The following is a 21,252-nucleotide window of genomic DNA, read 5'->3' as shown; positions in this document are numbered from 1 at the left end:
TTTTTAGTGATAAAACAAGTTGTAACTTGCCCTAACACAAAAAGGCCGCTGATTATAAGTTAATCAGCGGCCTTTTTCAAGCGTATTGCCAAAATATTAATCAACTTTGGCAGCTTTAATTTTTTACTTACTTGTCTTGCTCAACTTGACCAAATTCAAGGTCAACAGGTGTCGAACGACCGAAGATAAGAACAGACACTTTCACGCGGCTCTTCTCGTAATCAACTTCTTCAACAACACCGCTGAAGTCAGCAAATGGACCATCGATAACACGAACAACTTCGCCTGGCTCGAATAATGTAGCTGGCTTAGGTGCTTCAGAGTTCTCTTGAAGACGGTTTAAGATGCGGTCAGCTTCTTTTTGGCTAATTGGTGCTGGACGATCAGACGTACCACCAATGAAGCCCATAACACGTGCAGTGCTGTTCACTAAGTGCCAGCTTGCATCGTTCATGTCCATTTGAACTAGTACGTAACCTGGGAAGAATTTACGCTCAGATTTACGCTTTTGGCCAGCGCGCATCTCAACAACTTCTTCAGTTGGTACTAATACTTCACCAAAACTATCTTCCAAACCTTCGATCTTGATGTGCTCAAGAATAGTTTGTGCTACACGCTTCTCGTAACCCGAGAAAGCTTGTACTACGTACCAACGTAGTTTCTTTTCGTTCTTCTCATCCGACATGGGATTAGATCTCCAATCCAGTTAAAAAGCCTACTGCGCGGAATAAAATGCCATCTAATCCCCAAAGGATAAGCGCCATAATCACAGTTGCAACCATTACAATTAATGTCGTATGTGTTGTTTCTTGGCGAGTTGGCCACACAACTTTACGTACTTCGATACGTGCTTCTTTTGCAAACGCAAGAAAAGTACGACCTTTTTCAGTTAGTGAGGCAATGCCTAAACCAGCTGCAACAGCAACCACTACACCAATAGCACGTAATAATACAGATTGGTCTGCATACATGTGGTTACCAACGACTGCGCCTGCTAGTAGCGCAATTGCTACAATCCACTTTACTGAATCCATCGCACTTGATGGTGTTTCTACATTCGTGCTCATAATATTTTTACCTTAACTACAGACACAACAACCCTGCGCTCTGGCAGGGTTAATCCATTAAAATCTAAACTTAAAAACTGACTTGTTTAAACCGATTTTTAATTTCAGACTTAGCACACATTGTGTAAAAAGTGGCAGGGGCGGAGAGATTCGAACTCCCAACCGTCGGTTTTGGAGACCGCTGTTCTACCAATTGGAACTACGCCCCTGCAAAGTGGATGCCTATTATACTTACGCAATTCATTAACACAAGAGTAAAAGATACCCATTAGTTAAAATCTCATCAGTTCGTTTAAAAATCAATATTAACATTGATTAAAAAGCAGTTTATCATAACCCCATTAAAGGAACATAAAACAACATGGATCAGTGTGCTGCTATTAAAATCCCCTTTTAATATTGTATTGTTATGCCTCATTTTGTTGATAGCTAATCAGGCTAGTGCCCGTTCTTTGCACCTAGGCACTTTTAATAGTCAGCAAGGCCTGAGTCAAAATTCAATCACTTGCAGCATCACCGACCAACAAGGCTTTTTATGGTTTGCCACACAAGGTGGCTTAAACCGTTTCGATGGTTATGAATTTAAGCGTTTTAAAGCTAACAGAGATCATAAAAGCATTTCAGGGAACTGGATCACCGGCTGTGTTAAAGATAGTAAAAACCAGCTATGGTTTTCGACTGCAAGCAAAGGGCTTAATAGACTCAACCCTAAAACCGGTCTGTTTGAGGTGTTTTCTACACACCATAATGAAAGCCTAAGTGAAGATAAAATTTGGTCTATGGCGTTAGCTAAAGATGATGTTCTGTGGCTAGGCCACGAACACGGTAAGTTAACCCGTTTTGATGTATCAAATAATAGCTTTACACACTTTCACTATAAGTCAGCGCAGCCACTGGTTCGAGACATTGTTATTACCGATGAACTAATTTGGCTTGCAACAGATAAAGGGCTTATTTCATTTGACCCAATTACTGAGCAATTTACTCAGCATGCTCAGATCTCCGTGCCGCTCTGGCATCTCAAGTTGCTTAATGACGAAAAGCTGCTTATTGGCGCTAAACAAGGTCTTTATATATTAAATTTAGCTACGCAAAGTAGTGAAAAAGTCGAACAGTTTAATGGCGCCTGGATCACAGACAGCCTCGTTGACCAACAGCAAAACCTTTGGCTTACAAGCTACGGGCAAGGTCTATACCTTTTACCTGCAGGTGCTGACTTACAAGAGCAATTCACTCAATATCGCCATGACAAACAAAACCCCAACGGCTTAAACAGCGACTACCTGCTTTCTCTTTTTCAAGACTCGCAAGGTGTTATTTGGCTGGGCACAGATGGCTATGGTGTGCACCGCTATGATCCAAAGCAGCAACAGTTCTCTCATCAATTAAAAACCTCTCAAGCAAATTCGTTAAGCCATAACTTTGTTCGTTCAATAGTTAAAAGAGCCAATGGTGAGGTATGGGTTGGCACCCGTGATGGACTCAACCGCAAAACAACGTCTGGTTATCAGCACTTTAAAAACGCCCTACCTAATAAGAATATATTTGCCCTACACGAAGATGCTAACCAGCAATTATGGATTGGTACTTACGGTGGCGGTTTAATTAAGTATCAGGACCGCCTTGATGAGTTTACAACTTTCACCATGCAAAGCCACCAGCTAGCCAGTGATCGTGTGTACGCAATTACCAGCGACAAAACAGGTGCACTTTGGCTAGGTAGTAACCAAGGCTTAACCCGCTTTGAACCAACCTCTGCCAAGGTGACTCACTATAAGCACAATGATGCGCAAAATAGCCTTGCCAACAACACCGTATTTACTTTGGCTTATGATAATGAAGAGCACGCACTATGGATTGGTACCCGAGCAGGACTCAATAAACTCGATATCTCAACAGAACAATTTAGTTTATTAGATGAGCAAAATTCAGGCGAGACAGGGCTTAGCCACAATATGGTTACCTCTTTATTACTCAGTGAAGACAGCATTTGGGTTGGAACCATGCAAGGCTTGAATCAAGTCAACAAGCGTACCCTCACAGTGAAACACATTACTGAACAACAAGGTTTAGCTAATGACAACATTTTTGACATTCTTGCCGATAAACAAGGTACGCTTTGGCTTGCGACCAATGGCGGACTCACTCGCTATAATCCCAGCACACAGCAAATGCAGCAGTTTTTGCCTGAAGATGGTATTCAACACCAGTCATTTATATTAGGTGCGAGCTTTCAAGCTGACGATGGCGAGTTATTTTTTGGGGGTATTAATGGCTATAATCATTTTTACCCAGAGCAACTAACCTTATCACACACTCCCCCGACTCCAGTGTTAACTGGGTTATTACTTAATAACCGAGCAATTAAAAGTAATCATTTTGATAAGCAAACCAATACCCTTGCTAGTGCAACTCTGACATTCTCGTTTGCAAAATCAGCGGGGGTTATCGGCTTTAAATTTAGTGCATTAAAAAATGGTGCGACTCCAAAATATTATCAATATGGCTACAAGCTAGCTGGTTTTGATGAACAATTTTTATATACCGATGCATCCCTTAGGCAAATTAACTATCCGCAATTGCCTGCTGGTAACTACCAGTTATTGCTAAAAGCAAAAGATCAATATGGCCAATGGAGTGACAGTACACAGCTATTAGCGCTTACTGTTGTGCCTCCTTGGTGGCAAACTAAGTTAGCCTACGGCATTTACTTTACATTTGCTTTAGCACTGACTTGGCTTGTGTTAAATGCCTTGTACAAGCGCAAACTAGCAGAGCAAGAAAAGCAAACCGAAATTGAGTTAAACAAACTAAAAGATCAGTTTTTAGATAACATTAGCCACGAACTCAAAACACCACTTAGCTTAATACTCGCTCCGGTAAGTCAGTTACAGCGAAGCAATGCAGACTCTCAAGCTCAAACGCAACTAGCCAGTATCAAACGTAACTGCCAGCGCTTACTTGAGCTCATCAATCAACTTTTACAACTGAGTCAACGCCCAAGCACGGCAATTTACACTGTCAGCCCCTATTCTATTACGCCATTTTTAACAGATTTAGTGGCGGATTTCAGACCTCTGTATGAGCAAAAAAAACTGCAATTTAGCTTTACTGACACCACCACTACAGCACTTAAGATTAACCTTGCTCCTGAACATGCCCACTCGATTTTCAGTAACCTGATAAGCAATGCACTTAAGTACACCCCTTCAGGTGGCACTGTCGATATTCACCTTAGTGAAGTGCAACAAGCGTTACATTTTAAAATTACTGATACCGGTGTGGGTATTGCCAGTGAGCATCAGCAGTCAATTTTTCAGCGCTTTACTCGCTTAACATCGTCAGAACCAGGAAGTGGTATTGGCCTGAGCTTAGTAAAACAACTCGTTGAAAAGTATGGTGGCTCTATCAGTGTAAGCAGTAACATCGCTGAAGGTAGCTGCTTTACTGTGTCATTACCAGTGGTTGAAAGTGCTGATAAGCACATTAATAGTGCTACGCAAGTTCTTACCTCACAACAGACATTGCTGATTGTTGAAGATAATGAGGAAATGGCAGAGCTACTCCTTTCTTTATTTAATAACGAGTTTAACTGTATCTGTGCTGCTGATGGCCAGCAAGCTCTCGACCTTTGTCAGTCAGACCTGCCTGACCTCATTATCAGTGATGTGATGATGCCGAATATGGATGGTTATCAATTATTAGCAGCTCTTCGAGCAAACCCGGCCACCAGCCACATTCCGGTATTATTACTTTCAGCTAAAGCAGATACCCACAGCCGCTTAAAAGGGCTTGATTTATTAGCTGATGACTTTTTAAGTAAACCTTTTGAACCGACTCTACTAGTAAGCAGAGTAAAAGGCCTGCTTAATCTGAGACAAATTTTAAACCAACACCTAACAGCACAATTGGCAGCTCCTCTGAATAGCGATACAGCGCCAATAACAGTACAAAATAAAGATTACTCTTTTACAGAAAAACTTAAGCAAATAGTGCAAGCGCATTACCAAGATGAAAGTTTTTCGGTTGAACAACTAGCCTCAGCGTTATGTTTAAGCCCCCGAGCGCTACAACTAAAAATGAAAGCCTTGTACTCACAAACGCCTTCTGATTATTTGCGTAATACTCGCTTAGAGTTTGCAAAAAAACAGTTAATCGATAGCGCGTTAGCAATTGGACAAGTCGCGGAGCAAGCAGGTTTTAGTTCACAAAGCTATTTTGCCCGAAGCTTTAAAAGCTATGTTGGCTTATCACCAAAACAGTATCGAGAAAAATATCAAAAACATGCCGAATTTCGCATCAGTGAATAAAGTTTTCGCCTGAGTGCTATTAATAAAACACTGATTTTTATAGCTTATCAATACAAACGTCAATAACAACAAAGCCCATAGTGCGGCGTTATTTACTGCATGAGATATAAGTTAAGGAAAGTCATATGCTCACCAAAACACACAAAGCAATTTCGATTACGTTACTTGCTGCGGCACTGACTGCATGCCAGAGTACTTCGACAACCACCAGCAATACCAATAGCCCAGATATAAACGAAGTTGCACAGCAGCAATACAATGGCCCAAAAGCTCGGATCGCTGTTGCCCGCTTTACTGATAAATCAAACGATTCACGTTGGTGGCGTAAAGAAATTGGTGAAGGTATGGCCGATCAACTTACAACGGCATTAGTTAGCACCAATCGCTTTATTGTTTTAGAGCGACAAGCACTTGATGCCGTGCTATCAGAACAAGACCTTGCTGTATCAGGCCGAGTGAGTGCAGCATCAGGTGCTGCGTATGGTGAAATAGAGGGAGCCGAAATTGTTGTGGTTGCCGCAGTCACAGAGTTTGATGATGACAACTCTGGCACTCGTGTCGGCAGTGGTGGCTTTATCGGTGATGTATTTAGCTCTGTGTCGGCGGGTTTTTCAAGTTCGCACATGGCTATAGATTTACGCTTAATCGACACGCGTACTTCTCGTATTCTCGCCGCTACCAGTGTTGAGGGTGGCAGTAAAGATTTTGACTTTACATCAGCAGCAACCAATTTTGGTGGCGCACTCGTTGGTGGTAACTTAAGTAGCTGGTCAAACACACCAAAAGAAAAAGCATTGCGCGAAGTGATCGTAAAAGCTGTTGAGTTTTTAGAGTCAAAAGTGCCAACAACTTATTATCGCTATAATAGTGATAACACCATTGCAGCTGGCCATACCGCCCCTGCACCACTAAAAGTAACCGCAGCTGCAGCTCCTGCTAAAGCGCCAGTTGCATCGGTTAGTGTTCCAACTCACAGAATGCCTTACTACGAAAAAACAGACTTAGCGATGTCACGACTGAACTTGGTTTGTTTGGGTTATTTGAAAAGGCAGCCTCACTACGAAGAATATGAAATAGAAGACGTAGAGTACGATCAAGCAACGGTGATTGCGCTCACTGAGTATCAGCAAGAAAAAAAGCTAAAAGTGACAGGCCTTGCTGATGAGACAACTAAGAAGTCTCTTGATGATTCAGGGTGTATTGCCAAAACGAACAAATCAAGTTTAGAAAGCTTTGGCAGTATGTTTAAATTTAACTAAGCAAACTAACAGCCAGTGCCAGCACTGGCTGTTTAACCCCTTAGTTTGTGCCTTTCACCAGTGGTACACCATTGTTACCAACAGGAATATAAACTGTTGTATGGTTAGGTGACTCAGCCATCTTTAACTGCGCATTAATAGCTTCATGCTGTAGATAATTTGGCGTCAAAGTGGCATTAATGATTTTTTGCGCCTGTGCAATACCTTTCGCTTCTTCTACACGTATCTCAGCATCTTTTCGTGCAATTTCTTTTTGCGTTTCTTTTTCAGACAGTAATTGTTGTGCAGCCAACTTTTTCTCAACAGCATTAGCCACAATAGCCGGATAGTTAATATTTCCCACTACGACATTGGCGAGCTTAAATGGCGTTGGTTCTAAATACGCTTTTAACCGAGCTGTTACTTCTGCTGCTATTTTCTCGCGATTAGTTTTTAACACACCACTATCGTATTGCTGCACTATATCACGTACATAAGTTCTAAATGTTTCACGGACAAATCGCGGATACCAATCTTCGCCCCCGTATTGCTCAACCACCGCTCTGACAGAGCCGCTTTCTATTGAAATGACCGCATGAAAATCAAAACTAATGTTTAAGTCATCGTTAGCTAAGATTTTAAATGCTTCAGTATACGTATTCGGGCGCATATCAATATTAATCACCTGATTACGCCAAAGTGACATGCCGTAGTTAGCTGGGCCAATCATAGTGCCTTGATAACCGCCTTCGCCAAACACCCGCGGCTTTTCAAATACGTAACCCTCTTCACCCGCGGGTGTACTTGGGTTAGTACACGCCGTGAGCGATACAGCAACTACACCTGCTAATGCTAAACTTGGAAAAACACTCGATAGAAGTGTTTGCGTCCCTGAACGTTTAAATTTCATTGTTGTTATCTCATTCCATTATAAAATTTGTAATAACTCACCACGATAAAAGTCACATAACAACCAAATTTGTTGAAATGGATGTTTCTTAGGTACGTCAAGGTGAGTAAGTACTGACTTAAAATCATCAAGATGCCATATAGTACTGGCATTTCGAATTAATAACCAAGGCTGAGTAGACTCGTAGTGTTTCTTAGCTTTTTGTGCCAGCAAGCGATGTAAAGCACAGTGCAAACGCTCGTTACTCGGTGCTAAAGCCATTTCAGCAAGATCTCGTTGCATTGAGATAGACAGCGGCCGACCTAACACCGCCATTGCTTCTGTTTCGCTGGCATATAAATGTGCGACTTCAATATCAAGCCGTTCATCACCTTTATAACAACTCACGTCTGGTTTGCTCGGCGTGTTATGCCAAATATTACGCATACTTACGCCAAACTGCTTTTCGTAACAGCGCAAAAACAACTTTGCTGCGCCATGCTCCAGCGCTATTTTTTCTTGTTCACTTTCACGATTCATTTAATGTTGCATACACATCTTTTAATAACCCAGAAGCGCCAAAACGAAATAGCTCAGGTTGTAAATACGCTTCACCCATAATTGACTCAGCTAGGGCTAGATACTCAGCAGCATCGGTGACTGTTCTGACCCCGCCTGCCGCCTTAAAACCAACCTTTTTGCCACTCGCTTTTATGCTGTTCAACATGATGTCTGTTGCAGCTAGCGTTGCATTAACAGCCACTTTACCTGTACTGGTTTTAACAAAGTCAGCGCCGCCATCAATTGCTAGTTTAGTTGCTGTTGCGATGAGGTCATCGTTTAATTCACCACTTTCGATAATGACTTTAAGCTGCGCTTGAGTACCACATGCCTCTTTTGACGCTTTGACATACTCTAAAACTTTGCGCTCATCACCACCAATAAGCGCTTTGTAGGGGATCACTAAATCAATTTCATCAGCGCCGCGTTCAATGGCAAATAAGGTTTCATTTAACACTTGCTCTAACGGTTGCTCCCCACTAGGAAAGTTAGTAACTGTAGCCACTTTGACTTGCTGTAGTTCACGCTCAGCGAGAGCAAGCTTAGCGTCACTGACAAACTGGCTATACACACATACCGCTGCAGGAATGCCTAACGTTGGCTCAATACTGGCAACCAAGTTATTAATGGTTTCTGTTGTGTCGCTGTCATTCAGAGTTGTTAAGTCCATCAGTGCCACCGCTTGGGCAGCGCTTGTTTGCATTTTAGTCATAGCTCTTATATTTGTGTTGCCATATTAGTGACCTATAGTAGCAAATTTTTATCATTCGGCTATAAATCATAACTAATCACCATAAGGCTGCTTATTTACTTGTAACTCGCCGCAATCCCTTGTTAACTAAGCCTTAAGCCAAAACAAACCACCCGGTATAACTTTTAGTTATATAAACTTGGTTTTAATTATTTTTTACTTTTTTTAGAGCACTATATTCTGCTTGCCTGCAATAAGCAGTTTCTTGATGTGTTTTAGGGGTGAGAACAAAGTGCAATATTTACCAATCTTTACCAAATTAGACGACAAACCTGTGCTGGTAGTCGGCGGTGGAGATGTCGCGTTACGCAAATGCCGCGCATTTTTAAAAGCACGTGCTCATGTGACGCTAGTCGCCCCTGAGTTTTGTGATGAACTTCGAGAACTTGCTGAGAAAGGTGATGTAACACTCATTAACGACTTTTTCAAAGAACAGTATTTAGATCACCAAATGCTGGTAATTGCTGCAACTGATATAGACAGCGTTAACAAAGATGTGTTCGAACTTGCTAATGCGCGCAATATTTTCGTTAACGTGGTGGATGATCAACCTAAGTGCAGCTTTATTTTTCCATCAATTGTTGACCGTGATCCAATCACAATTGCAATTTCAAGCGCAGGCACAGCGCCAGTATTAGCACGTCGTTTACGCGAAAAACTCGAAACGCTTATTCCACAGCATATAGGTCCACTCGCTACATTAGTTGGTAGCTTTCGTGACAAAGTAAAACAGCGCTTTAAACACTTTGCTGACCGCCGCCAGTTTTGGGAAGGCGTATTTGATTCATCAGTTGTAAGCAAAGTCCAAGCGGGTAATACCGAAGCTGCAACAGCGCAGTTAGAGCAATTGTTAGATGCAAAGCCAGAACCAGAAGGCGAAGTGTATGTTGTAGGTGCAGGCCCAGGTGACCCTGAGCTATTAACCTTAAAAGCACTGCAGTTAATGCAACAAGCCGACGTAGTTGTATATGACTACTTAGTTTCTGATGAAATTATGGATTTAGTACGCCGTGATGCCGACCTAGTTTGCGTAGGTAAAAGGTTAGGCGATCACAGTGTGGCGCAAGAAGATACCAATCAGATGTTGGTCGATTTTGCCAAGCAAGGCAAAAAAGTATGCCGTATTAAAGGCGGCGACCCGTTTATTTATGGTCGTGGTGGTGAAGAAGTACAAGTTCTTGCCGCGAATAAAGTGCGTTACCAAATAGTACCGGGTATTACTGCTGCTGCAGGTTGTAGCGCTTATGCAGGTATTCCACTTACTCACAGAGATCATGCGCAAGCCATTCAGTTTGTAACGGGTCACTGTAAAAAAGATGGTCAAGAATTAGATTGGCAGTCACTTGCCAAGCCAAATCAGACCTTAGCGATTTATATGGGAGTGATTAAATCACCGCATATTCAAGCGCAACTATTAAAACATGGCCGCGGTGCAGATACCCCCGTTGCCATTATCGAAAACGGCACACGTAAAGAACAACGTGTGGTAACAGGGCAATTAGGTGAGCTGGCTGATTTGATTTCACGCCATAGTATTATTTCACCCGCCTTATTAATTATTGGCGAAGTTGCATCATTGCATCATCAGCTTGCATGGTTCGGTCAAACAGAGCAAACCAGCAGCTTTGCCCAGCCAATTACTGGCGTAGCTTAATTTAACTTTTAATCATTTTAGTAGGACGACTAACAATGGCTTTAACACACCTTCAGCAATTAGAAGCTGAAAGTATCAAAATCATGCGCGAAGTTGCTGCTGAGTTTGAAAACCCGGTGATGCTTTACTCAATCGGTAAAGATTCATCAGTGTTATTACACTTAGCGCGTAAAGCGTTTTATCCAGCAAAGATCCCATTTCCACTTTTACACGTTGATACCAACTGGAAGTTTAAGGAAATGATCGAGTTTCGTGACCGCCTAGCTAAAGAGTATGGCTTTGATTTAATCGTCCACAAAAACCCTGAAGGATTAGAGATTGATATCAATCCATTTGTTCACGGCTCGGCAAAGCACACCGACATCATGAAAACGCAGGGCTTAAAGCAAGCGTTAGATAAATACGGCTTTGATGCTGCATTTGGTGGTGCACGTCGTGACGAAGAGAAATCACGTGCTAAAGAGCGTGTTTACTCATTCCGTGACAAACACCACAGATGGGATCCAAAAAACCAACGTCCAGAGCTTTGGAATACATATAACAGCCAAGTTAACCCGGGTGAAAGCATTCGTGTATTCCCATTATCTAACTGGACTGAACTTGATATTTGGCAGTATATCTACCAAGAAAACATTGAAATGGTTCCACTTTACCTGGCTAAAGAACGCCCAGTCGTTGAGCGTAACGGCACGCTAATCATGGTTGATGACGAGCGTATGCCATTAGAAGAAGGCGAAGTACCACAAATGAAATCTGTCCGTTTCCGTACCCTTGGTTGTTACCCGCTGACAGGTGCTGTGGAATCAAATGCAGGAACCTTAACTGAAATTATTGAAGAAATGCTGCTTTCAACCTCTTCTGAGCGTGAAGGCCGCGTGATTGATCACGACTCTGCTGGTTCAATGGAAAAGAAAAAACGTGAGGGCTATTTCTAATGTCTAAAACAAATGACACGATTAATGAAGTAAGAGAGTTAGGCATCGACGCCTACCTTGCACGTCAACAAGACAAAAGCCTTTTACGCATGCTGACCTGTGGTAGTGTGGATGACGGTAAATCAACGCTGATTGGCCGCCTTTTACACGACAGTCACCAAATTTATGAAGATCAACTTGCAGCCCTGCATAAAGACAATGAAAAAGTCGGTAATGCCGGTGAAGAGCTTGATTTAGCACTTCTTGTAGATGGTCTTCAAGCTGAACGTGAGCAAGGTATTACCATTGACGTTGCTTATCGTTACTTCTCAACAGCAAAACGTAAGTTCATTATTGCTGATACGCCAGGACATGAGCAGTACACGCGTAACATGGTAACCGGTGCATCAACCAGTGATGTGGCGATTATCTTAGTTGACGCTCGTTACGGCGTACAAGTACAAACTAAGCGTCATAGCTTTATCTGTGACTCACTAGGTATTAAGCAGTTTGTTGTTGCTATCAATAAGATGGATATCGTCGATTTCGATGAAACCGTATATGAGAAAATCAAAGCGGATTACCTTAAGTTTGCAGAGCAACTAAACGTTACTAATATCAAGTTTGTGCCTATGTCAGCGCTTAAAGGTGACAACGTAGTTACACGCTCAGAGCACACACCTTACTACACTGATAAACCACTACTTGAGTTACTTGAAGACTCACCAGCTGCAGAACTTGATAACGGTTTTGAAGCACGTCTTCCGGTGCAGTATGTAGTACGCCCTAACTTAGACTTCCGCGGCTTCCAAGGTACTTTAACCTCTGGCAAGTTCAGCGTGGGTGATGCAGTAAAGGTTTTACCATCAGGTAAAAGCTCAAGTATCAAAGAGATTGTGACTTTCGATGGCAACTTAGATACCGCTGAAGCAGGTCAAGCAATCACTTTAACGTTAAACGACGAAATTGATATCAGTCGTGGCGATGTGATTGTACCAGCCGCTTCAAAAGCCGCTGTTACAAACCGTATTCAAGCTAAATTAGTATGGATGCATGAAGCACAGTTAGTATTAGGTAAAAGCTATAACTTTAAGTTAGGCAGCAAAAACACCTCGGCAGTGGTAAGAAAAATCGATCACACGATTGATGTAAATACCCTTGAGCATGGTCAAGCAGACTCATTACAACTGAACGAAATTGCGATTGTAACTTTAGAGCTTACAGAAACAATTTTGGCTGATGAGTACCACAACAACCATGAAACAGGTGCGTTTATCCTAATTGATCGCTTATCAAACCTAACCGTTGCGGCAGGTATGATTGAGCAATTACTTAGCACTGAAGAGCAACAAAGTAGCTTTAGCGACTTTGAAGTTGAGTTTAACGCTTTAGTACGCAAGCACTTCCCTCATTGGCAAGCGCTTGATATAACTAAGCTTAAATAATCACTATTCGCCTGTTATAGGAAGTAAAAAGCATGTATCAACAGCTGGTATTAACAGGCATTATGCTGGTACTAGTGGGGTGCCTTTTTGGCACTCGACTAAAACCAGCATGGTTATTTGTCGGCGCCATTGGTATTAGTTATTTAGCAGGGCTGATAAGTCTTGAAGATATGCTAATTAACTATGCAAACCCTTCTTTAATTACCCTTATTCTACTTGTACTCGTTTCGATAGCTGTAGAAAAAACCACGTTAGTGCAAAAGCTTGCTCAGTCTCTTTCTAAAGGTAGCCTGACAAGTTCGGTGACCAAGCTTGGTTTATCAACCGCCTTTTTGTCATCATTTACTAATAATACAGCGGTAGTGGCATCGCTGATCAGTGCGATAAAAGAAAGCCCGACACATTCACCGTCTAAGCTTTTGTTGCCTTTATCGTACACAGCTATTTTAGGTGGCACGATCACCCTGATAGGCACCTCAACAAATTTAATTGTTAATGGTTTTGCCGTTGAAGCGGGCATGGAGCCGCTTGGCTTTTTTGATTTTACCTTGATTGGTTTAGGCGCACTGAGCGTTGGCCTTATCACAATTTTAGTGATGCTCAAGTATTTGCCAGATAACGGCAAAAACGACCAAGAGGTGGTGCCCTTCTACCTAGAAGGTAAAGTAGAAGCAGGCTCAAAACTCATTGGTAAAAGTGTTGAGGAAAATGGCCTTCGTGAACTAAAAGACTTGTTCTTAGCCGAAATAATCCGCGGTGATAAGCGTATTTGTGCGGTTACCCCAAAACAAGTTATCAAAGAAGGTGACGTACTGCTGTTTGTAGGTGATATAAAGTCAGTACCTCTGCTCACCCAATTTGACGGCTTAAAAGTTGTGCACGACAAACATGAAAAAGATGTTGAGCACCTAGTTGAAGTTGTTGTTAGCCATTCTTCAAAATACATTGGTAAAACAATTAAAGAAATTCGCTTTCGTGAACAATTTCATGCTGCCGTTATTGCTATTCGTCGCGGCCATGACCGTTTACAAGGTGGCTTAGGTAAAGTTCAATTGCAAGCCGGTGACTCACTGATCCTTGCCCCTGGCAAAGAGTTTTACTCGCTACCCAATTTAAAGCGCGAGTTTGTTTATATTTCAGGCCTTGATTTACAAACCCATTTAAAGCCTAAGCAATCAAATATTGTGTTAGCGAGTTTTGCAACCGTATTGGGGTTAAGTATTGTTGGCCTTGTTCCCTTAGTGAAAGGCCTACTCGTTCTTCTTATTGGTTTAATGCTAACGGGCACAATCAAGCTAAGTGAAGTAAAACGTCGTTTTCCGATTGAGTTACTCGCAGTGGTGGGCAGTGCTATTGGCCTTGCCAAACTCATGATAGGCACAGGCCTTGCCGGTGAAATTTCATCAGCCATGTTATACGTATTAGGAGATTTTGGACCTTACGGCGCATTTATCGCAATATTCTTGATGACGGTTTTGTTTACCGAACTCATTACCAATAATGCCGCTGCCGCGCTTTCATTTCCGGTAGCGTATGCACTTGCTGTTGGTTTTGATGTATCACCGTTGCCTTTTATTATGGCTGTCGCATTTGGTGCATCAGCGAGCTTCATTTCGCCATTTGGTTATCAAACTAACTTGATGGTTTATAGCGCGGGAAATTACCGCCTTAAAGATTACATTGCCATGGGCTTACCTTTATCGATTATTTACTCGATTACGGTTTTAACACTCATACCACTGGTATTCCCATTTCAATAACGAGAGTAAAGACAATGGATGAAAATATCGTTTGGCATAATTATGCCATTAGCAAATCACAGCGTAGTGAGCAAAAAAAGCATAAGCCAACCATTTTATGGTTCACTGGTTTTTCAGGTTCAGGCAAAAGCACTGTTGCAAACGCACTAGAAAGCGCATTAAACCAGCTAGGTGTTCACACCTACCTGCTAGATGGCGATAATGTGCGTCATGGCTTATGTAAAGATCTTGGCTTTACTGATGAAGACCGCGTGGAAAACATTCGCCGCGTCGGTGAAACTGCAAAGCTGATGGTCGATGCCGGTCTTGTGGTATTAACCGCATTTATTTCGCCATTCCAAAGCGAACGCGATATGGTAAGAAACTTAGTAGAGGATGGTGAGTTTATTGAGGTATTTTTAGATACCCCGCTCGACGTGTGTGAAACACGCGACCCTAAAGGGCTTTATAAAAAAGCCCGTGCAGGTGAAATTAAGCACTTCACAGGTATCGACTCAGACTATCAAATCCCTACATCGCCAGAAATTAAAATCGATACCAGTAAAAACAGCCTAGACCAATCGGTGCAAGAACTGGTAGCGTATTTAAAACAACAGCAAATTATAGGTTAAGTCATGAATCAAACGGAACTGCTAGAAGAAATATTACTCCTCGCACGCCAAGCCGGTAGTGCAATAATGGGGATTTACGAAAAGGATTTTAATGTTGAGTACAAAGCTGATGAAAGCCCAGTGACCGACGCCGACCTAGCAGCTCACAAAGTGATTGTGAATGGCTTACATCACCTTACCCCTGATGTACCAATTCTAAGCGAAGAAAGCGCTGATATTAGCTGGGATATTCGTCAAACTTGGCAACGCTACTGGTTAGTCGATCCAATTGATGGCACCAAAGAGTTCATCAAAAAGAATGGCGAGTTCACAGTAAACATTGCCTTGATTGAAAAAGGGAAACCGGCATTAGCTGTTGTCGATGCACCGGCATTAGGTGTGTCGTATATTGCTGCTGAAGCAATTGGTGCCTTTAAAGATAAAGGTGATGAGCGCATTGAACTTAAGGTAACCCGTAAACCAAATAAAGGGCTTATCCGTGTTGTCGGCAGCCGTTCACACCCTTCTCCTGATCTAGCTGAATTCGTAAAACAGTTTGAAGATGTAGAAATGGTTTCAAAGGGCAGCTCACTAAAACTTTGTCTAGTTGCCGAAGGGAGTGCTGATATATACCCACGCCTTGGCCCAACCTGTGAGTGGGATACCGGAGCAGGTCATGCGATTGCCGAAATAGCAGGCGCAACGGTTAGCAAACTCGATGGCAGCCCACTACTGTATAACAGTAAAGAAGAGTATCTGAATCCGTATTTTGTTGTATCGGCATTACATAACTAAAAGCGTTCCGTTAAATACCGTAGGCTGGGTAGAGCGTAGCGAAACCCAGCGTCAACTTAATAAATTCATACCCATCTCACCATAGTGTTTATCAATCAATTTCATACTCAGAATTTCAATTCACTATCTGTAAGATTACATCAATTTAATTATAAGCTTCCTAAAAGTTTATTATTAGTATGCTTTAACCCAAGAAGAAAAACCCCTAGTACTATTCCACCTTACATATACAAACATTAATTAAATTTATGTAATCAATAGAACACCGTAAGACCAACAAAATATAAAATACCTCATTGAAGTTTTGATAAATAAATAGATAATTATAGGGACACGAGTTATTAACAAGGAATGATAAATGCTCGGATTAATTCGCTACAAAGTCGAGTTATGCCCTGAAGTAAATGGCCAGCTTTTTGAAAATGGTATCCCTCTTGTTAATCAGCTTGTAGAGAGAGGTTTAACCTATGATGACGAAGAATTAGATAGTGTTTACACCGATGATAATGGTTTCTTCAAATTCCCTGCAAAATCTTTAAAGTCTCGTAAACCCGGGAGTATTTTTCATGAACCTGTGGTGAGAATAACCATAGTTTTGGAAAAAGAAGGACAGACTTATACTCTCTGGTTTGGTTTTCAGCATGGGTTAAAAACCCCTATTGAATTTAGAAAGTTTCTTAAAAACTTAAATGCAGATTTATCAAACGAAGAAAAAAAGCACCATTTAGTAAACCCTATTAACTCGCTAGAAGAGCACTTTATTTACAGCATTTGTTTATAGTTACTTCCCTCATACCGTTAAACAAGGAAGAAATATGCTTGGTTTATTAAAATACAAGATCGAACTTTGTCCAGAAGTAAAAGGTAAATTGACTAAAAATGGTGAGCCATTAGTCAATCAGCTAATAGAACGAAGTTTAACATATGAAGAGGAGGATATTGACAGCACTTACACTGATGAAAGTGGCTATTTCTCATTCCCAGCTAAACATCTGAAATCTCGCAAACCAGGAAGTATATTTCATGAACCTGTCGTGAGAGTAATAATTGATTTAGAAAGAGATGGGGAAGTCTATTTGCTCTGGTTTGGAAACCAAAGAGGTTTGAAAAATACAACAGAATTTAAAAAGCATTTATCTTGCTTAAACGCAGATTTAAATTCTAAAGAAAAAAATCATCATTTTGTAAACACCGACTCACAATTTTATGAAGAACATAATATTTTGAGTATTTGCAATTTCAGTCAAATATGACGCCCTACCCATTAACTTTACAAGGCATTGAAAAATAGACATTTAATATTAACAAGGAATCACGTATGTTAGGTTTAATTAAATACAAAGTTCAATTGTGCCCAGAAGTAAAGGGACAACTTATGTATGAAGGTGCACCACTAAAGAATCAACTAATCCAAAGAGGATTAACACTAGAGGAAGAAGAAATTGATGAAGCATATACAGATGAGGATGGCTTCTTTGAGTTTCCAGAAAAAACTATAAAATCTCGTAAACCTGGTAGTATATTTTACGAAACCATGATTCGAGTAGTAATTGTCACCAACTACAATAACGCTCAACATACACTATGGTTTGGATTTCAGCATGGTCTAAAAACGCCAAAAGTACTCAAAAATAAGCTTAATGCACTGAAAGCTGACTTAAGCTTAGAAGAAGTAAAGCATCAAATTTTGGATAATGAAGCCCCTAGTGGTGAGCATAACATTTCGAGTATTTGCCGTTGGTAATGTATACCTAATATTAAAAGGAATTAAAAAATGAGTACTTTATCTCCAATAATTTGTGCTGAATTAGCTACGCTCTCTTATCAAATCAAAGAAATATCAGGGTTATCTGGATACAAATTACAAACTTCAAAAGCTTTGGATAGTTTTTTCTCTTTCGATTTATCAAAAGGGCCTGTTAAGGGAATATCAGGCGGAGCAATGGCTCACGCTAGTGGCCATCAAACCGGTTTTGTACTTGTTGGCAAAGGCACATCTCCTACAGGGCGGATGAACCCATTCAAAAATGATTTAGTACTGGCTATTCGTGGAACAGCTTCTTTGTACGATGTTTCAACCGATCTAAGAGCAAATTTAAGTGTGTTTGAGGGCGGTCATAGTGTCCATGCTGGTTTCAATTCTGTATTCGAAACGCTAAAACTACAACTAGCTCCATTGATTAAAGAGCTAAAACCTTTAGCGACTGTTCATTGTGTAGGACATAGCCTAGGTGGTGCGATTGCGTCATTAGTCGCTGATTGGGCTAAACGATGCTTTAACGTTAACGTCAAACTGTACACATTTGGAGCACCAAAAGTTGGCTTAACAAATTTTGCATTAAGCACGACTAATACCTTAGAACCTCACAATATATATCGCTGCGTCAATGGTGGCGATATTGTACCTATGGTACCCTTCTGGCCGTTTATGCAAGCTCCTTACAATGCCCCTGAATATAGAATGGATAGTACCCAACTTATCATTCCATGGCATCACGTAATGAAGTTTTATACCCGAAACTCGCAAAAGCAAACCTGGGAAAGTATTAATAAGCGAGTTACTTTCAACCCTTTTAATAGAGTTGTATTAAGTGCTAGTCATGCGGTTCAAGTGCAGCCATCAATTTATTGGATGAATCGTTTGAGTGAGGCTCTTATGACTGTATTACGCCAAGCTAAACTAGGCTGTCTTAATGCTTTACAAAATGGTGTCGCTAATGGCTTAAGTTTGTATGACAGAATTGCCGTGATTCTCGCTAACAATCAATTTCATACTGTAGACTTGCCTGGGCCGATAAATGGATTACTTGCATGTATGCTTGCATTTGCTGGATATGCGAAGGCGAAAATAAAAGAGTTAACTGTTGAGTTTATCAAATGGGTATTTGAACAAACTCTAAAGATGGTGAATAAAGTTGCGCAAAGAGCTCTCTCTTTCGTAGCGTAGACATTTTAAGATGTATCATCAGACCAAACTTTTAGGCATATTTTAATTTACAAAAGGAATAACCATGACGACTGTTGAAAAAGCAATTGAAGCCGGTTACGAGGCACAAATTACCGCACTTTATAAAGCCCTTTCACAAGGAGTGCTTGCTGCTAATGGCGATGAAAGTGAAATCACAGCAGCTGAAGCGCGTTTTAAGAAAGGTTTAGCATTTGCCGCAGACATTAAAGCTCGCGCACTTGCAGCTGCAGAATAAATAGCTTAATTGGGCTTATCTCAATAAGCCCAACTTTTTCCTTTGTAAGTCTCTCCTTACAGCATAGTTATTTAAATACAACGCTAAAACATGCATTCTTAGTCGCTTTTCTATATGCTGCGCGACAATTATTATTCTAATAGTGGAGTGCTAATGAACACACATCAAGATGCTATGCAGTATGATGCATCGACAACAAGTAGTAACTCAAAATGGAATCTTCATGACACCCAGTGGGTGTTAAGTTTATTTGGCACCGCAGTCGGTGCAGGGATTTTATTCTTACCAATTAATATCGGCATCGGCGGATTTTGGCCTTTAATTATCATGGCATGCCTTGCTTTTCCGATGACCTACTTAGCTCACAGAGGCTTAGCCCGCTTTGTTTTATCATCAAAAAAGCCTGAAGCAGACTTTACCGATGTAGTAGAAGAACACTTTGGCATTAACGCCGGGCGCTTAATCTCTTTACTGTATTTTCTCTCTATCTTCCCTATCTTACTTATTTATGGTGTTGGATTAACCAATACTGTTGATAGCTTTATCGTTAATCAATTAGGTATGGAATCTCCACCACGCGTACTGTTATCTGGTGTGCTCGTTGGCGGTATGATCAGCTTAATGCTAGGTGGTGAAGCACTGATGTTACGTGCCTTTTCAATCCTTGTTTATCCGCTTGTCGCCATCTTGTTTTTCTTATCGATTTACTTGATCCCAAGCTGGCAAATGCCAGATGTAACAGTACCTGAGTTTTCTGGCTTCATGAAAACACTTTGGTTATCAATACCTATCATCGTATTCTCATTTAGCCACGCAGCTGCGATATCAAGCTTTGTACATGTACAGCGTGCTCACTACGGCAATAATGCCAAAATGAAGTCAGAAGCAATTCTAAAGCGCACCAGCTTATTATTAATTGTGTTTGTTTTACTGTTTGTATTCTCGTGCGTACTGTCACTATCTACAGAACAAATGGTACAAGCAAAAGCTGATAACGTGTCTATCTTGTCATTCCTTGCCAATATCACTGATAACTCGTTTATTGCGACCTTAGGGCCATTAGTTGCCTTTATTGCAATTACCTCTTCGTTCTTAGGTCACTTCTTAGGTGCCCGTGAAAGCTTTAATGGTCTTGTTAGTAAGCAAGCCCATATGAACCCTAAACTCGTTGATAAAATTGGCACTGTTATCATGTTCTTCGCTATTTGGTATTGCTCGGTGATCAACCCAAGTATTTTAGACATGATGGATCAGCTATCAGGCCCTATTATCGCCATGATCCTTTTCATCATGCCAATGATTGCCGTTTATAAAGTACCTAGCTTACACAAATACAGAAACCGCTTAAGCACACTGTTTGTATTAACAGTTGGCTCTCTAGCCGTATTTGCGCTTATCTACAGCATGATTAAGTAATCTCATCATTGCTAGATATAGAAGCCCAGCCGGGAAAGGCTGGGCTTTTTTGTTCGCGAGATGTGGGAGTGGAGTTAGCGAGGGGAAAGTTGAAAGAGTAAAGTTTGGAAATCTGGCGTAGGTTGGGTAGAGCGGAGCGAAACCCAACATGAGAAGAGCTATCAGCTTTCAGCCGTTATCGTTCGGTGGAGGTGTTTGGCTCAGAGCCTCTATATGCAATAAAGTCTCGCCGGAGGCACTTCAAAGTCGCTTAATAACAGGATAAGGTTTGCAAGTCTTGCGTAGGTTGGTTAAAGCGCAGCGAAACCCAACAGTGTGGTAATTCGTCATGCACAATGAAGAGTTAAAGCTCATTAATAAAAGACGAATTAGCGCAAGGTGAAATAAGCCGTTTTAGAGATAGCTAACCTGTTAGACTAGTAGACATTTTTAAGAACTTTTAATCATGGGTTATGAAGAGGGTCACATGGATTATGTTGGGTTTCGCTTCGCTCTACCCAACCTACCTGGAGAATGAACAGGGTGAGCTTATTATGACTCTGTACTAAACAACCCCACAGTTCAACTTTACCCTTGCTAACTTGCAACTCGCTAACTCGTTGGGTTTCGCTGCGCTCTACCCAACCTACCTGGCTGATGTCTGATAGCTAAAACGCAAA

The 21,252-nt window shown here is 41.3% G+C and carries 19 protein-coding genes and 1 tRNA gene; 14 read left to right on the top strand and 6 right to left on the bottom strand.

Translation table 11 applies throughout. The annotated features are described in order from the left end of the window. Window positions 1-127: 127 nt before the first annotated feature. From nusG to NFU46_RS20025, 3 genes are all read right to left on the bottom strand, one after another. On the bottom strand, window positions 128-685 hold the full coding sequence (gene nusG / locus NFU46_RS20035; RefSeq protein ID WP_054554826.1) for a transcription termination/antitermination protein NusG: 558 nt from the start codon (window positions 683-685) through the stop codon (window positions 128-130). Between the two features lie 4 nt (window positions 686-689). After that, window positions 690-1,067 (bottom strand): preprotein translocase subunit SecE, encoded by a 378-nt coding sequence (gene secE / locus NFU46_RS20030; protein WP_036971579.1) that lies wholly within the window; start codon window positions 1,065-1,067, stop codon window positions 690-692. Window positions 1,068-1,199: 132 nt separating this feature from the next. Then, window positions 1,200-1,276 (bottom strand) — tRNA-Trp (locus tag NFU46_RS20025). Window positions 1,277-1,438: 162 nt separating this feature from the next. Here NFU46_RS20025 and NFU46_RS20020 point away from each other — a divergent pair. Further along, window positions 1,439-5,377: a hybrid sensor histidine kinase/response regulator transcription factor gene (locus tag NFU46_RS20020; protein WP_251604374.1), complete on the top strand. Its 3,939-nt coding sequence runs from the start codon at window positions 1,439-1,441 to the stop codon at window positions 5,375-5,377. 125 nt (window positions 5,378-5,502) lie between these two features. Then, a complete protein-coding gene (locus NFU46_RS20015) occupies window positions 5,503-6,636 on the top strand; it encodes a CsgG/HfaB family protein (RefSeq protein WP_054554824.1) in 1,134 nt (377 codons plus the stop codon). 40 nt (window positions 6,637-6,676) lie between these two features. Here the strand turns inward: NFU46_RS20015 and NFU46_RS20010 are convergent, their stop codons facing one another. From NFU46_RS20010 to deoC, 3 genes are read right to left on the bottom strand one after another with little or no spacing between them, the layout of a single operon-like run. Beyond that, window positions 6,677-7,525: an SPFH domain-containing protein gene (locus NFU46_RS20010; RefSeq protein WP_062564378.1), complete on the bottom strand. Its 849-nt coding sequence runs from the start codon at window positions 7,523-7,525 to the stop codon at window positions 6,677-6,679. A gap of 18 nt (window positions 7,526-7,543) precedes the next feature. Beyond that, on the bottom strand, window positions 7,544-8,044 hold the full coding sequence (locus NFU46_RS20005; RefSeq protein WP_251604372.1) for a hypothetical protein: 501 nt from the start codon (window positions 8,042-8,044) through the stop codon (window positions 7,544-7,546). Next, complete coding sequence (deoC, locus tag NFU46_RS20000) at window positions 8,034-8,777, bottom strand: deoxyribose-phosphate aldolase (protein ID WP_251604370.1); 744 nt, start codon at window positions 8,775-8,777, stop codon at window positions 8,034-8,036. Before deoC ends, NFU46_RS20005 begins: the two co-directional genes overlap by 11 nt. Window positions 8,778-9,048: 271 nt before the next feature. Here deoC and cysG point away from each other — a divergent pair, with 271 nt between their 5' ends. The 12 genes from cysG (at window position 9,049) to NFU46_RS19940 (ending at window position 20,593) form a co-directional block, all read left to right on the top strand. Then, entirely contained in the window at window positions 9,049-10,470 is a 1,422-nt protein-coding gene (gene cysG / locus NFU46_RS19995) for a siroheme synthase CysG (RefSeq protein WP_251604367.1), read from the top strand. Window positions 10,471-10,505: 35 nt separating this feature from the next. Continuing rightward, window positions 10,506-11,405: a sulfate adenylyltransferase subunit CysD gene (cysD, locus tag NFU46_RS19990; RefSeq protein WP_054564008.1), complete on the top strand. Its 900-nt coding sequence runs from the start codon at window positions 10,506-10,508 to the stop codon at window positions 11,403-11,405. Next, window positions 11,405-12,829: a sulfate adenylyltransferase subunit CysN gene (cysN, locus tag NFU46_RS19985; protein WP_251604364.1), complete on the top strand. Its 1,425-nt coding sequence runs from the start codon at window positions 11,405-11,407 to the stop codon at window positions 12,827-12,829. The genes cysD and cysN overlap by 1 nt, the downstream gene beginning before the upstream one ends. Before the next feature lie 32 nt (window positions 12,830-12,861). After that, window positions 12,862-14,589 carry an SLC13 family permease gene (locus tag NFU46_RS19980; protein ID WP_119854181.1) on the top strand — a complete coding sequence of 576 codons (1,728 nt, stop codon included), beginning with the start codon at window positions 12,862-12,864 and terminating at the stop codon, window positions 14,587-14,589. A gap of 14 nt (window positions 14,590-14,603) precedes the next feature. After that, window positions 14,604-15,200: an adenylyl-sulfate kinase gene (gene cysC, locus NFU46_RS19975; protein ID WP_063700754.1), complete on the top strand. Its 597-nt coding sequence runs from the start codon at window positions 14,604-14,606 to the stop codon at window positions 15,198-15,200. Between the two features lie 3 nt (window positions 15,201-15,203). Beyond that, window positions 15,204-15,974, top strand: coding sequence for a 3'(2'),5'-bisphosphate nucleotidase CysQ (gene cysQ, locus NFU46_RS19970; protein ID WP_251604361.1), 771 nt, complete (start codon window positions 15,204-15,206; stop codon window positions 15,972-15,974). 358 nt (window positions 15,975-16,332) lie between these two features. Next, window positions 16,333-16,755, top strand: coding sequence for a DUF6795 domain-containing protein (locus NFU46_RS19965; protein WP_251604358.1), 423 nt, complete (start codon window positions 16,333-16,335; stop codon window positions 16,753-16,755). A gap of 34 nt (window positions 16,756-16,789) precedes the next feature. Further along, window positions 16,790-17,227, top strand: a complete 438-nt coding sequence (locus NFU46_RS19960; protein ID WP_251604355.1) for a transthyretin-like family protein — start codon at window positions 16,790-16,792, stop codon at window positions 17,225-17,227. A 65-nt stretch (window positions 17,228-17,292) separates the two neighbouring features. Continuing rightward, a complete protein-coding gene (locus NFU46_RS19955) occupies window positions 17,293-17,718 on the top strand; it encodes a transthyretin-like family protein (protein WP_251604353.1) in 426 nt (141 codons plus the stop codon). Between the two features lie 30 nt (window positions 17,719-17,748). Next, complete coding sequence (locus NFU46_RS19950) at window positions 17,749-18,921, top strand: lipase family protein (protein ID WP_251604351.1); 1,173 nt, start codon at window positions 17,749-17,751, stop codon at window positions 18,919-18,921. A gap of 64 nt (window positions 18,922-18,985) precedes the next feature. Continuing rightward, window positions 18,986-19,177: a hypothetical protein gene (locus NFU46_RS19945; protein WP_063700758.1), complete on the top strand. Its 192-nt coding sequence runs from the start codon at window positions 18,986-18,988 to the stop codon at window positions 19,175-19,177. Window positions 19,178-19,330: 153 nt separating this feature from the next. Then, entirely contained in the window at window positions 19,331-20,593 is a 1,263-nt protein-coding gene (locus NFU46_RS19940; protein ID WP_251604349.1) for an aromatic amino acid transport family protein, read from the top strand. The last annotated feature ends 659 nt before the right edge of the window (window positions 20,594-21,252 follow it).

The sequence above is a fragment of the Pseudoalteromonas sp. NCCP-2140 genome, assembly GCF_023708065.1.
GTDB lineage: Bacteria > Pseudomonadota > Gammaproteobacteria > Enterobacterales > Alteromonadaceae > Pseudoalteromonas.
This window is presented reverse-complemented; position numbering and strand designations above follow the sequence as displayed.

What these genes read in the sequence shown, in the direction of transcription:
- nusG (WP_054554826.1), bottom strand. Translation starts at nt 685, where the DNA reads ATGTCGGATGAGAAGAACGAAAAGAAACTACGTTGGTACGTAGTACAA.
- secE (WP_036971579.1), bottom strand. Translation starts at nt 1,067, where the DNA reads ATGAGCACGAATGTAGAAACACCATCAAGTGCGATGGATTCAGTAAAG.
- NFU46_RS20015 (WP_054554824.1), top strand. Translation starts at nt 5,503, where the DNA reads ATGCTCACCAAAACACACAAAGCAATTTCGATTACGTTACTTGCTGCG.
- NFU46_RS20010 (WP_062564378.1), bottom strand. Translation starts at nt 7,525, where the DNA reads ATGAAATTTAAACGTTCAGGGACGCAAACACTTCTATCGAGTGTTTTT.
- NFU46_RS20005 (WP_251604372.1), bottom strand. Translation starts at nt 8,044, where the DNA reads ATGAATCGTGAAAGTGAACAAGAAAAAATAGCGCTGGAGCATGGCGCA.
- deoC (WP_251604370.1), bottom strand. Translation starts at nt 8,777, where the DNA reads ATGACTAAAATGCAAACAAGCGCTGCCCAAGCGGTGGCACTGATGGAC.
- cysD (WP_054564008.1), top strand. Translation starts at nt 10,506, where the DNA reads ATGGCTTTAACACACCTTCAGCAATTAGAAGCTGAAAGTATCAAAATC.
- cysN (WP_251604364.1), top strand. Translation starts at nt 11,405, where the DNA reads ATGTCTAAAACAAATGACACGATTAATGAAGTAAGAGAGTTAGGCATC.
- NFU46_RS19980 (WP_119854181.1), top strand. Translation starts at nt 12,862, where the DNA reads ATGTATCAACAGCTGGTATTAACAGGCATTATGCTGGTACTAGTGGGG.
- cysC (WP_063700754.1), top strand. Translation starts at nt 14,604, where the DNA reads ATGGATGAAAATATCGTTTGGCATAATTATGCCATTAGCAAATCACAG.
- cysQ (WP_251604361.1), top strand. Translation starts at nt 15,204, where the DNA reads ATGAATCAAACGGAACTGCTAGAAGAAATATTACTCCTCGCACGCCAA.
- NFU46_RS19965 (WP_251604358.1), top strand. Translation starts at nt 16,333, where the DNA reads ATGCTCGGATTAATTCGCTACAAAGTCGAGTTATGCCCTGAAGTAAAT.
- NFU46_RS19960 (WP_251604355.1), top strand. Translation starts at nt 16,790, where the DNA reads ATGCTTGGTTTATTAAAATACAAGATCGAACTTTGTCCAGAAGTAAAA.
- NFU46_RS19955 (WP_251604353.1), top strand. Translation starts at nt 17,293, where the DNA reads ATGTTAGGTTTAATTAAATACAAAGTTCAATTGTGCCCAGAAGTAAAG.
- NFU46_RS19950 (WP_251604351.1), top strand. Translation starts at nt 17,749, where the DNA reads ATGAGTACTTTATCTCCAATAATTTGTGCTGAATTAGCTACGCTCTCT.
- NFU46_RS19945 (WP_063700758.1), top strand. Translation starts at nt 18,986, where the DNA reads ATGACGACTGTTGAAAAAGCAATTGAAGCCGGTTACGAGGCACAAATT.
- NFU46_RS19940 (WP_251604349.1), top strand. Translation starts at nt 19,331, where the DNA reads ATGAACACACATCAAGATGCTATGCAGTATGATGCATCGACAACAAGT.